We start from the raw sequence: 12,137 nt of genomic DNA, 5'->3' as shown, positions 1-12,137 counted from the left end.
AGGCAGTCGGGTAGGGACTCAAGCCACGGATATGATTTTGAACGGTTCTAACCTCTTGATTCCAGTTAATTAAACAATCTTCTTTATATATTTTTGGTGCTGATTTTAGTTCCTTTTCAGACATTTTGTCTTGCGGAATCTCTTTATAATCTCCTGATTCAATGGATTTTACGGTTTTGACGAGTAAATCAGCGCCAATTGTCATTAGTTTGTCATGGAGGTCGCCTGCGCTATCTTGTTCTTCAATTTTTACGCTTTCCGCAAATAAAATATCTCCAGTGTCAATTTCCTGCTTCAACAAAAAGGTAGTCACGCCACTTTCTTTCTCACCATTGATGATGGCCCAATTGATGGGTGCCGCACCGCGATATTGAGGGAGGAGTGATCCATGTAGGTTTATGGTGCCTTTTGGAGGCATATTCCACACCATTTCGGGCAACATTCTAAAGGCAACAACTACTTGAAGATCAGCTTGTAGTGATCGTAATTCATTGATAAATTCAGGATCTTTTAATTTCACAGGTTGTAAAATTTTTAGTCCCTTTTCTTGTGCAAATTGCTTTACCGCTGATTCATTAATTTTTTGTCCCCTGCCTGATGGTTTATCAGGCGCAGTAATAACTCCAACTACATCAAAACCCGCTTCCAATAATGCATTTAAGGATGCAACAGCGAAATCGGGCGTACCCATGAACACAATTTTCATACAAGAGAATTCAAATTTTATTAAAAATTAGAGGTGATGTTAAAGCATTTTGATTTTATGCTTAAACATCACCTCTAGCAATTATATCAATTTTTTTTATTGGTAAAGCAGATATTTTTTACGCATGATTTTATATTGAGATAATCCAGGCTCCCAACTTTGGCGAATTTCTTCTTCTGTTTTGCCTGCAATAATCTGCTGCTTTAAATCATAAGTTCCGGCAAGTTTATCGAAATTACCCATTTGCTTACTTTGCTTAAAATCGAAGAACTTTTCTTTGTAAGGGTAAGCATTGTAAAGTTCAATTAACCATTTTAGGTTGATTTGAGCTTCTTTACGGATCTTATTTGCACTGTATTGACGTAAATCTAAACCATAGCAGTCCTTGTCCATGTGTAATGGTGTTTCACTCATTCCTTTGATTCCTTTTGGCATGAATGAGAATTTATATTGCCCCTTTAAATCGGGGTTTCCAAGTATTGTGAATGGGAAATAGGTCCCACGCCCCTGACTAATTATCGTACCCTCAAAAAGACATAAAGTAGGATATAATAAGATTGATTGTGCCGTATTTAAGTTCGGTGATGGCTTAACGGGAAGTACATAAGGCATTGCATGTGTGTAGTTTGCATTCTTAATGATTTTAATCTTACATACCGCTTTATTTTCTAACCAACCCTCACCATTTAGCATTTGAGCATACTCAGCAATGGTTAATCCATGGGTGATAGGAATTGGGTTAATACCAACTCCCGATTTCAATTTTGGATCTAAAATTGGGCCATCTACGTAATATCCATTTGGATTTGGTCGGTCAAGAATTAATAATTCCTTGTTATTTTCAGCACAAGCCTCCATTACATGCTGTAATGTATTGATGTAGGTGTAAAATCTTACGCCCACATCCTGAATATCATAAATCAATAAATCAACATCTGCAAGATCTTCCTTGCTTGGCTTATGGTGTTTACCATAAAGTGAAATTGCTGGAATGCCTGTCTTTTCATCAATGCTATCATCTACATGAATTCCTGCGCTTGCATCACCACGGAAACCATGCTCCGGACCGAAAATTTTAACGATTTTAACACCCAATGCTAATAAACTATCAACAACCGTAGTATTTCCAATGATTGAAGTAGGGTTAACAACCATACCAATGCGTTTACCCTTTAAATAGGGTAAGTAAAGTTCTGTTTGCTCGGCACCTGTACGGATTTTGCCCCTAACTTTGTCAATGTTTTCTACGCTTACCTTTTTCGGGTCTGGCACATTGTTTTTTCCAATTTGTATCTGTTGTGCTGAGCTGCTTAGTCCCACAAAAAGGCATGCTGCTAAAATTAAATGAGTGTAACGCGACATATTATTATTAAATTATAGATCAAAATTGAACCTTTTTGATGAATTGTTTTTAAAACGAAATTAAAAAAAATGCATCTTTGCTAAGGTACAAAAAAAACCTTTTCAGAATTGAATTTACCTTTTTTCATCGCTAAGCGAATCACTTTTAATTCAAAGCGTACTTTTTCAAAGCTAATTGTGCGAATCGCAATTCTTGGAATTATGCTCGGTCTTGCTGTTATGATTTTGGCAGTGGCGATAGTAAAAGGTTTTAAAACTGAAATTAGAGAGAAGGTGAGAGGTTTTTCAGGGGATATACAGATTTCAAAACTAAATCTAAATTCATCCTATGAAAATACTCCTTTTAGTATGTCTGATACGGAATATTCGAAAATCAGTAAAAGCAAAGGAATTTCATTTATCCAGCCTTTTGCAACTAAACCGGGAATAATTAATGCTGGCGATGAAGCTGAAGGCGTAGTGCTTAAAGGGGTAGATAAAAATTACAACAGTCAATATTTTGAGAATATTCTTGTAGATGGGAGGTTTATTGATTTCTCCGATTCCACAAAATCTAAATCACAAATATTAATTTCAAAATATACTGCCGATCGACTTAATTTGAAGGTTGGGGATGATTTTTTGATGTACTTCATAGAAAATTCTCTTCGAAAACGAAAATTTGAAATTGTAGGGATCTATAATTTGGGTGTAGAAGAAGTGGATAAAGTTTTTGTAATTGGGGATTTAAACTTAATTCGAAGTCTAAATAATTGGGAAAACAATCAAGTAGGTGGCTATGAGTTAAGAGTCGATAATTTTGACAATCTAGAACAAATTGAAGCCCAAGTGTATGATGAGCTTAGTGTGGATCTTAAATCCTATTCGGTGAAACAATATTATCCGGCCATTTTTGAATGGCTATCACTATTAGATGTAAATACCGAGGTTATTTTATTTTTGATGATTGTGGTTGCTGTAATTAATATGATTTCTGCCCTTTTAATCATGATTTTAGAACGTACCAATATGATTGGAATTCTTAAAGCCTTAGGAAGCTCAAATTGGAATATTCGTAAAATCTTTCTTTATAATGCGAGTTATTTAATCGGAATTGGTCTTTTGAGTGGTAATATTTTAGGTATCGGTCTAGGGATTTTTCAACAAGAAACTCATTTTTTTACACTCGATCAAGCTTCCTATTACATGAGTTTTGTACCAGTTCAGCTCAATATTCGAGATATTATTCTTCTTAATGCAGGAACTTTAGTTATTAGTTTATTAGTGCTTTTAATTCCTTCACTATTAGTTAGTCGAATCTCACCTCTGAAAGCAATACGATTCAAGTAAAAATATTTCTTTTAAATTAAAATATCTAGTACAATTAGATATTTTTAGCTTCATTCCAAAAAATATCCATTTCAGCTAAACTCATATCTTTTAGGTTTTTACCGAGTTCTTTAGCTTTACTTTCTAAGTATTGAAAGCGCTTTATGAATTTTTTATTGGTTCTTTCTAGAGCGTCTTCAGGATTGATATCAATAAAGCGAGCATAATTTATCAGAGAAAAAAGTAAATCGCCAAACTCTCCTTCTGCTTTTTCTTTATCTATTGCTGTATTGTCAAGTGTATTAAATTCATTTCTGAATTCTTGAAGTTCTTCCTCTACTTTTTCCCATACCTGAGCCTTTTCTTCCCAATCAAAGCCTACACCTCGAGCTTTTTCTTGAATTCTGGAAGCTTTAATCAATGCAGGTAGGGAGGAAGGTACACCCTCTAATACTGATTTATTCCCTTCTTTTAATTTTAACTGTTCCCAATTACGTTTCACCTCTGCTTCGTCTTCAACAATCACATCGCTATAAATATGTGGGTGACGATGAATTAATTTCTCACAAATACCATTTAAAACCTCCACAATGGTAAAAGATTGATTTTCACTTCCAATACGACTATAAAAAACAAGGTGAAGCATGATATCTCCAAGCTCTTTTTTAATTTCATTCATATCGCCATCTAAAATCGCATCAGAAAGCTCATAAGTTTCTTCGATGGTGAGATGGCGAAGGGTCTCCATCGTTTGTTTTTTATCCCAAGGGCATTGTTCCCTGAGCGTATTCATGATCGTTAAAAGGCGTTCAAATGCACTTGCAGGATCATTTCCTGCTGCTGGGATAATATTTGGGGCTGACATATTTTGCAATAATTTCGGTAAAAATAGCTTTTTGTTTTTTACAATTTGCTTGCTCTTAGCATTTCCCGCTTTCCTGGGGCTCCTGGTGCTTTTTCTATGCTGAAACCTAGGCTTTTCATGGTTCTTTTTAGTTCACCGGTAATGGCATATGTTACAAATATGCCGCCTGGCTTAATGAACTTAGAAATGTGTGTTAAAGAGTCTAAATTCCACATTTCTGCTTGATGAATTGCTGCAAAAGCATCAAAATATATGACATCAAATTGCTTTTGCGATGTAAATTGAAGCAATTCTTTTTCAATTATTCGGACTGAACAAAGCGTGTCAATTTCGCTAGGTTCATTTAATGCTTTTGGATATTTATTAAGAAAATTGTTCCATAAACTATCCGGAATATAATCGCCATAGCCTGTTTGAGCAATCATTTCCACATTTAATGGATAGGCTTCAATGCCTGTATAATCTAATTCTATTTTGTTTTTTAGGCAATAATCTGCTGTTACTAAAAAGTTTAATCCTGTACCAAAACCTACTTCCAAGACGGATGCTTTTGTTACTTGATGCTTTTCTAGAAAATGGATAAGTCCTGATTTTAAAAATACATGTTGACTTTCCTGAAGCGCCCCATGTCGTGAATGGTAGTTTTCGCCAATTTTTTCATTGAAAATAGTTTTTGACCCATCAGCGGTCATGACAAAACTTAAGTGACTCATTTATTGGCTTTTAATTAATTTACCTTAGTCCCGCGATTTACCCAACGTGCCCATTCCTCATTATAGGTATGAATTTCGGCAGTTTGAACACCTTTATTGGTGTAAACAGGATTCCCTTGGTTTACCCATTCAAATAAACTTCCGTATAGATTAAAAACGTTTTTATAACCTGCATCTAATAGTTTACGCGCAATTTTCTCGCTTCTAAATCCTACAGAACAATATAAAATAACCTTTGAATCTAATGGAATATCATATACTTTTCGCATGTCAAACCAGAAATATCCAACATGACGGGCATTTTTTATGTGACTCACATTAAATTCTTCTTCTTCTCGCGTATCCAAAAGATAGACACCCTGTTTATTAAGTTTTTTTAGCTCGTCAACAGAGATGAGTGGAACATTATGCTCATATAAACTGTCTAACATTAGTTTATATTCCTGATTTTTAACTTGTGCTTTTAGTGCAAAACTTGAAAAGCAAGAAATAATCAACAAGAAATAAATCAAACTTTTTTTATTCATAATTAATTTTAGGAGGAGCAATTGTTACCTAAATAAATATTTAAGAAATCTTAAAAAAGCCCTCTATATCTATAGAGGGCTTTTTTTTGTTAAATTTTACCAGATCTTAATGCGGTCTTCTGGTTTTTTATAAAGCTTATTTTCTGGTTTAATATCAAAAGCGTTGTACCATGCATCCATGTTTACTGGAGCTCCAATCGTGCGGTATGGTCCAGGAGAGTGGGTGTCTGTCAGGATTAATTGTGCTGCTGTTTCATTTAGAATATTTCCTTTCCAAACTTGGGCCCACGACAAGAAAAATCGCTGATCTGGAGTAAAACCATCAATTTTTTCATTGCTCTGCCCTTGTTTAGTCATTTTAAAGGCTTCATACGCAGCATTTAAACCACCAAGATCACCAATATTTTCTCCTAAAGTAAGTTTACCATTTACGTGGATAGTATCCAGAACGGTATAGGCATCATATTGTTGTTGTAATGCTGTTGCTTTTACTTTAAAACGTGCACGGTCTTCATCTGTCCACCAATTTCTTAAGGTGCCATCTTTGTCATATTGACTTCCGGAATCATCAAATCCATGCGAAATCTCATGTCCAATAACTGCACCAATGCCTCCATAATTCACTGCATCGTCTGCATTTGGATCGAAAAATGGAAATTGTAAAATACCCGCTGGGAAAACAATTTCATTGTTTACGGGATTGTAGTAGGCATTTACTGTTGGTGGAGTCATACCCCAGCGACTCTTGTCAACTGGTTTACCTAACTGACCTACCATGTCTTCGTATCCCCAAGCACCAGCATTTCTTAGGTTCTGGAAAAATGATTGTCTCTTTATTTCAAGTCCATCATAGTTCTTCCATTTATCAGTATAGGCAATCTTTGGTGTAAATGCATATAATTTATCTAATGCTTTTTGCTTGGTAACTTCAGTCATCCAATCTAGGTTTTTAATCCTGATTTCATAAGCTTTGATAAGATTACTAACTAATTCTTGCATTCTTGCTTTTGCTTCAGGTTTGAAGTGTTTCTTCACATAAGTCTGCCCCAAAAGATCGCCAATAGTACCATCTGTAAGCGACGACATGCGCTGCCAACGTGGAGTTTGCACCTTCTGACCGCTAAGAACTTGCGTAAATTCAAAACTAGCATTCACAAAGTCTGAGCTTAAATAAGGAGCAGAAGATTTCAGTACATTCCATTTTAAATACGTTTTAAGTTCATTAACTGGTGTTGAAGCTAATAATGTGTTTAATTCATTGAAGAATTTTGGAGAGTTAACTAAAACAGTATCCTGCCCATTGACTTTCATTAAAGGCATTAAGCTCACCCAATTTAAGTTAGATGTGCTTTTGCTGAAATCATTAACCGAAAATTTGTTGTAGGTTTTGTAAGGATCGCGCATCTCCACACGACTCATTTGTGACGATGCAAGAGCCTTTTCAATGGTAAAAATCGTTTCAGCTGCTTTTGTAGCCTCAGCCTGACTAGATCCAGATAATGTAAATAATTGGATGATATAGTTTTTGTATGATTCTTGAATTTTTAGGCTCCTTGAGTCATTTTTTAAATAATAATCGCGGTCAGGAAGGGTAGTGCCACCCTGGCTCAGTTGAGGAACGAAGTTTTTAACATTCTTACGATCTTGACCCACGTTAAAACCAAAAAATGGAGATCCCCCGCCATAAGTGCGCATAATTGCAGACTGATTGATGATACCATTTAGGTCGCTAATTTGATTAAGCTTTTCTAAATCAGCTTTGATGGGGCTATAACCTAATTTTTCAATGGTTAAACTATCCATCGCCGCAGCGTAGAAGTCGCCAACTCGTTTCTCAACAGAACCTGCAGGAGCTTTTCTATTGCTCGCCGACTCCTCTAAAATGTTTTTAACAGCATTGATATTAAAGTCGCGAAGGATGTTAAAACTTCCCCATCTTGTTTCTTTTGCTGGAACGGGATTGTTTTTAATCCAATTTCCACTTGCATAATTATAGAAATCGTCACCTGGATTTTTAGTTAAATCCATTCCTGATTTATCTATAAAAACAGGTTTTTTAGCTGGTTTTGAATCATGCTGAGCATTTGCATGAATAGAAAATAGGCTTAAACATAAAGCCGAAATAACTATTTTATGATATTTCATGTGTTCAATTTTGGTTCGATTATAAATGTAAAAATATTGATTATTAAAAAAGCAAAAAATGTAAAAATCAGATGGCTATGATAGAAAGTATTTTTTAATTCTTAATTTATTTTATAGCTATATACTATTGATAATCAAGAATATGTATTGTGTTATATACATTTTTTATACATAAAGTATTCGCTCATATATTTATCAACATTGTAATTTTCTAAGCAATTCTTTAAATGAATATTGATAAAACTGCTTCAGAATTAGGTATTAAAATCTTCAATCATTCAAATTTCTGAAAATACCCTTAAAGTCTATTCAAAAAATACCTTCCAAAAATGTATTTTTACAATTTTAAATTCCGCTTTGGCAAATGAGTATTCCAAAAACATATAATCCAAGAGAAACAGAGGATAAATGGTATTCCTATTGGTTAGATAAAAAGTTCTTTCGTTCTGTACCTGATGAAAGAGAGCCATACACGATTGTAATTCCGCCACCTAACGTGACAGGAGTGCTTCACATGGGCCATATGCTCAATAATACCATTCAAGATGTATTGATTCGTAGGGCTCGTATGCAGGGTAAAAATGCATGTTGGGTACCCGGAACAGATCATGCTTCGATAGCTACAGAAGCTAAAGTGGTTGCCATGCTCAAAGAAAAAGGTATTGAGAAAAAGGATGTGAGTAGGGAAGAGTTTTTAGACTATGCTTACGAGTGGAAAGACAAATACGGAGGTATTATTCTAAAGCAATTGGAGAAATTGGGTGCTTCCTGCGATTGGGACAGAACGCGTTTTACCATGGAGGAGGACCTTTCTGAAGCTGTTATTGATACTTTTATTCATTTATATAAGAAAGGCTGGATTTACCGTGGAATTCGCATGGTTAATTGGGATCCAAAAGGGAAAACTGCCGTATCGGATGAAGAAGTTATTCGTAAAGAGGTAAATCAGAAGCTTTTTTACATTAAATATGAGGTAAAAGATGAAAATAGTTCATCTAAAAGCTTTTTAACCATTGCCACTACTCGTCCCGAGACGATTATGGCAGACTCTGCCATTTGTATTAATCCTAAAGATCCACGTTTTACGCATTTAAAAGGCAAATCTGTCTTTATTCCTTTGATAAACAGAGAGATACCTGTAATTGAAGATGAATATGTGGACATGGAATTCGGTACCGGATGCCTAAAAGTTACTCCAGCACATGATTTAAATGATTATGAATTGGGTGTTAAACATAAGCTCCAAGTAATAGATATCCTTAATGATGATGGTACATTAAACGAGAATGCGAAGATTTTGGTTGGTGAAGACCGATTTATTGCTCGTAAAATGATCCATAAAATGCTGGATGAAGCAGGGGCTTTAGAGAAGGTAGAAGATTATAAATCACAAATCGGTTTTTCTGAACGTACCGATGCTGCTATTGAACCTAAGCTTTCGATGCAATGGTTCTGTAAGATGTCTGAAATGTCGGAGCCAGCTTTAGACTATGTTTTAAATGGTGAAGTGAAGCTAATTCCCGAGAAATTCATCAATACCTATAAGCATTGGATGGAGAATGTGAAGGATTGGTGTATCAGTAGGCAATTGTGGTGGGGACAAAGAATTCCGGCTTGGTATAATTTGAAAGGGGAGTGGGTGGTTGCAAAAACCAAAGATGAAGCGATTGAGGAATTTAAAAAGCAATTTCCAGACTCAGATCACTCAGATATTCGTCAAGATGATGATGTGGTAGATACATGGTTCTCATCATGGTTATGGCCGATTTCTGTGTTTGATGGATTTAAAGACCCTGATAATAAGGATATTAATTATTACTATCCCACGAATGACCTAGTTACTGCACCAGAAATTCTTTTCTTTTGGGTAGCTAGAATGATCATGGCGGGCCACGAATTTAGAGGTAAAGCTCCTTTTAAAAATGTGTATCTTACTGGTATTGTGCGCGATAAGCAGGGTAGAAAGATGTCTAAATCATTGGGGAATTCACCTGATCCTATCGATTTAATTGAACGTTTTGGTGCCGACGGAGTACGTGTAGGAATGCTTTTATGCTCACCTGCAGGAAACGATTTAATGTTTGATGAAAGCTATTGCGAACAAGGTCGAAATTTTGCCAATAAAGTTTGGAATGCTTTCCGATTGGTAAAAGGTTGGGAAGTAGATGAAAGTCTGCCAAATACCAATCAACAAGCAATTAATTGGTTCGAATCTGCATTTAACCAAGCTTTCACGGAAATCGAGGATAATTATAAGCAATACCGCCTTTCTGATGCATTAATGGGCATTTATAAGCTCGTGTGGGATGATTTCTGTGCCTGGTACTTAGAAATGATCAAGCCTGTTTATCAGCAGCCGATTGATCCGGAAACCTATCGTATTACCATTGAGTACTTTGAGCGAATATTAAAGCTATTGCATCCATTCATGCCTTTCCTAACTGAAGAACTATGGCATGATGATCTGTTTGCTGAACGCGCTGAGTTGGATTGCTGCATTGTAGCGCCTTATCCGCAAGCTGCAAAATTTAATTCGACTCTTTTAAGTGATGTAGAAACCGTAAAACAGGTAGTTTCTGAGATTAGAAATGTTAGAAATGCGAAGCAAATTTCGCCTAAGGAAGCACTTCCACTAAGCATACGTGTAAATTCTGCCATTAATTATGAAAATTATCTGCCAATACTCTTTAAACTAGCAAATATTAGCACGTCAGAATTTGTTTCAGAACCAGTTATAGGGGCTAATACTTTCATGGCTGGAAAAGATGAATTCTTTATTTCCTTAGCTAATAATATTGATGTAGAGGCAGAAAAAGAACGTTTGACTAAGGATATTGAATATTTCCAAGGCTTTTTACGTTCAATAGATGCGAAACTTTCCAATGAACGCTTTGTGCAAAATGCAAAAGAAGAAGTGGTGGAAAATGAGCGTAAAAAGAAAGAGGATGCGCTTTCAAAACTGAAAATTCTTGAAGCGGCACTAGGGGCTTTGTAGGTTAGTAATTAGTAGTTAGTAATTAGTAATTAGTAATTAGTTGGTTAGTAGTTAGTTGGTTAGTAGTTAGTTGGTTAGTTTTAGTAATTAAACTCAGGCTCTAAGGGAATTCCGTCTTAAAAAATATTCATCATAAAAAATGCCGATAGATTTAAATCGATCGGCATTTTTATTTGATCAGTATTGTTTAGCAACATCCACCACCTGGAACACATGCTGGGGCGTTTTCGCTAGGTTTTTGTGCATAAACACTGATGCTGTAAATTCCAGTATTTCCTGATTTAAAGGCTGCAATTTCTTCCGAATTAAGATAGTTTTGCAAAATATCATCCGGAATAATAATTGGTTTCTCTTTCTGAATAGTCATGTTTTTAAAGCCATTGATTTCAATAAGCTCCAAATAAGTTTCCTTTTGTATAGCTCCAGAAACACATCCAGCATACATTTCTGCCGCATTTTTGATTTTATCTGGTAAAACACCACTCAAAACAACATCTGAAATACTGAAGTGCCCTCCAGGTTTTAAAACCCTAAATATTTCTTTGAATACATTATGCTTATTGGGAACTAAGTTTAATACACAATTACTAACCACTACATCGGCTATATTTGATGTTAAAGGCATGTTTTCGATATCCCCTTGCCTAAATTCAACATTGTTAAAACCAAGCTTTTCGGCATTCGCTCTAGCCTTGTTAATCATGGCTTCAGTAAAGTCAATTCCTATTACCTTCCCACTTTCTCCAGTTTCTGCACGTGCTACAAAGCAATCGTTTCCAGCACCTGATCCAAGATCAATTACTACATCTCCCTTTTTAATTACAGCAAATTGTGTTGGAAGTCCACAGCCTAATCCAAGGTCAGCATCAGGATTATAACCCTCCATATTACTATAATCATCCGTCATGATGTTATAAACCTCTGTACTACAGCCACCTGCACCACAACAAGAACTTTCATTTGTTGTTTTGTCTTGTAAAGCAATCTCACTGTACTTTTGCCTTACTAATTCTTTTATTTCTGCCTCGGTTTTCATAATTATGGATTTTTATTAATTGTAATATTACGATATTTAAATTCAAAAAATTTTTAACAGCAGTTTTTAGCTGGCTGGAAATTTGCAAAGAAATTACTAGTCTCTTTTTCTAACATTTTCCAAGTCTCGGGATTTATACAATAACATACACTAACCCCCTCAATAGTCCCCTGAATTAAGCCCGCATTTTTCAACTCCTTCAGATGCTGTGAGATAGTTGCTTGCGCTAAGCCTAATTCATTCACTAAATCTCCACAAATACAGGTATTACTCTTCATTAACTCCTGCAAAATGGCAATACGTGCCGGATGGGCCATCGCCTTTAGCAATTGAGCTAATTGATTTTGCTCTTCAGAGAATATTTCAGATTTGGTAAGTCCCATATTTAATTGCAATATTACGATTAATTTGGGATATTTCCAAGAGAAATCGATCAATTATGATTTGAATCAGAAAATAAATGATTTTTAATGAATAAGC

10 protein-coding genes are annotated in these 12,137 nt (G+C 35.4%); 2 read left to right on the top strand and 8 right to left on the bottom strand.

Annotated features, from left to right (window positions below; genetic code table 11):
* Together fmt and ACIQ0D_RS02440 are read right to left on the bottom strand one after the other, a co-directional pair.
* On the bottom strand, positions 1 to 706 hold a 706-nt coding region (fmt, locus tag ACIQ0D_RS02445), incomplete at its 3' end, for a methionyl-tRNA formyltransferase (protein WP_395802765.1).
* Between the two features lie 96 nt (positions 707 to 802).
* Positions 803 to 2,068, bottom strand: coding sequence for an exo-beta-N-acetylmuramidase NamZ domain-containing protein (locus tag ACIQ0D_RS02440; RefSeq protein WP_395802763.1), 1,266 nt, complete (start codon positions 2,066 to 2,068; stop codon positions 803 to 805).
* 108 nt (positions 2,069 to 2,176) lie between these two features.
* On the opposite strand from ACIQ0D_RS02440, the gene ACIQ0D_RS02435 reads away from it, so the two are divergent.
* On the top strand, positions 2,177 to 3,397 hold the full coding sequence (locus ACIQ0D_RS02435) for an ABC transporter permease (RefSeq protein ID WP_395802761.1): 1,221 nt from the start codon (positions 2,177 to 2,179) through the stop codon (positions 3,395 to 3,397).
* 34 nt (positions 3,398 to 3,431) lie between these two features.
* Here ACIQ0D_RS02435 and mazG read toward each other — a convergent pair whose 3' ends face one another.
* The 4 genes from mazG to ACIQ0D_RS02415 form a co-directional block, all read right to left on the bottom strand.
* Positions 3,432 to 4,241 (bottom strand): nucleoside triphosphate pyrophosphohydrolase, encoded by an 810-nt coding sequence (mazG, locus tag ACIQ0D_RS02430; protein ID WP_395802759.1) that lies wholly within the window; start codon positions 4,239 to 4,241, stop codon positions 3,432 to 3,434.
* A gap of 38 nt (positions 4,242 to 4,279) precedes the next feature.
* Entirely contained in the window at positions 4,280 to 4,954 is a 675-nt protein-coding gene (gene mnmD, locus ACIQ0D_RS02425) for a tRNA (5-methylaminomethyl-2-thiouridine)(34)-methyltransferase MnmD (RefSeq protein WP_395802757.1), read from the bottom strand.
* A gap of 14 nt (positions 4,955 to 4,968) precedes the next feature.
* Positions 4,969 to 5,481, bottom strand: coding sequence for a rhodanese-like domain-containing protein (locus ACIQ0D_RS02420; RefSeq protein WP_395802755.1), 513 nt, complete (start codon positions 5,479 to 5,481; stop codon positions 4,969 to 4,971).
* 96 nt (positions 5,482 to 5,577) lie between these two features.
* Positions 5,578 to 7,626 (bottom strand): M13 family metallopeptidase, encoded by a 2,049-nt coding sequence (locus tag ACIQ0D_RS02415; RefSeq protein WP_395802754.1) that lies wholly within the window; start codon positions 7,624 to 7,626, stop codon positions 5,578 to 5,580.
* Between the two features lie 364 nt (positions 7,627 to 7,990).
* Here ACIQ0D_RS02415 and ACIQ0D_RS02410 point away from each other — a divergent pair, with 364 nt between their 5' ends.
* Complete coding sequence (locus tag ACIQ0D_RS02410) at positions 7,991 to 10,621, top strand: valine--tRNA ligase (RefSeq protein ID WP_395802752.1); 2,631 nt, start codon at positions 7,991 to 7,993, stop codon at positions 10,619 to 10,621.
* 187 nt (positions 10,622 to 10,808) lie between these two features.
* Here ACIQ0D_RS02410 and ACIQ0D_RS02405 read toward each other — a convergent pair whose 3' ends face one another.
* Complete coding sequence (locus ACIQ0D_RS02405) at positions 10,809 to 11,657, bottom strand: arsenite methyltransferase (RefSeq protein WP_395802750.1); 849 nt, start codon at positions 11,655 to 11,657, stop codon at positions 10,809 to 10,811.
* 53 nt (positions 11,658 to 11,710) lie between these two features.
* Positions 11,711 to 12,040 (bottom strand): ArsR/SmtB family transcription factor, encoded by a 330-nt coding sequence (locus ACIQ0D_RS02400; protein WP_395802748.1) that lies wholly within the window; start codon positions 12,038 to 12,040, stop codon positions 11,711 to 11,713.
* Positions 12,041 to 12,137: the final 97 nt, after the last annotated feature.

The sequence above is a fragment of the Daejeonella sp. genome, from assembly GCF_044342615.1.
Lineage (GTDB): Bacteria > Bacteroidota > Bacteroidia > Sphingobacteriales > Sphingobacteriaceae > Daejeonella.
This window is presented reverse-complemented; position numbering and strand designations above follow the sequence as displayed.

Coding starts and splice junctions, on each gene's coding strand:
- ACIQ0D_RS02415 (WP_395802754.1), bottom strand. CDS start 7,626: ATGAAATATCATAAAATAGTTATTTCGGCTTTATGTTTAAGCCTATTT.
- ACIQ0D_RS02410 (WP_395802752.1), top strand. CDS start 7,991: ATGAGTATTCCAAAAACATATAATCCAAGAGAAACAGAGGATAAATGG.
- ACIQ0D_RS02400 (WP_395802748.1), bottom strand. CDS start 12,040: ATGGGACTTACCAAATCTGAAATATTCTCTGAAGAGCAAAATCAATTA.
- mazG (WP_395802759.1), bottom strand. CDS start 4,241: ATGTCAGCCCCAAATATTATCCCAGCAGCAGGAAATGATCCTGCAAGT.
- mnmD (WP_395802757.1), bottom strand. CDS start 4,954: ATGAGTCACTTAAGTTTTGTCATGACCGCTGATGGGTCAAAAACTATT.
- ACIQ0D_RS02420 (WP_395802755.1), bottom strand. CDS start 5,481: ATGAATAAAAAAAGTTTGATTTATTTCTTGTTGATTATTTCTTGCTTT.
- ACIQ0D_RS02405 (WP_395802750.1), bottom strand. CDS start 11,657: ATGAAAACCGAGGCAGAAATAAAAGAATTAGTAAGGCAAAAGTACAGT.
- ACIQ0D_RS02440 (WP_395802763.1), bottom strand. CDS start 2,068: ATGTCGCGTTACACTCATTTAATTTTAGCAGCATGCCTTTTTGTGGGA.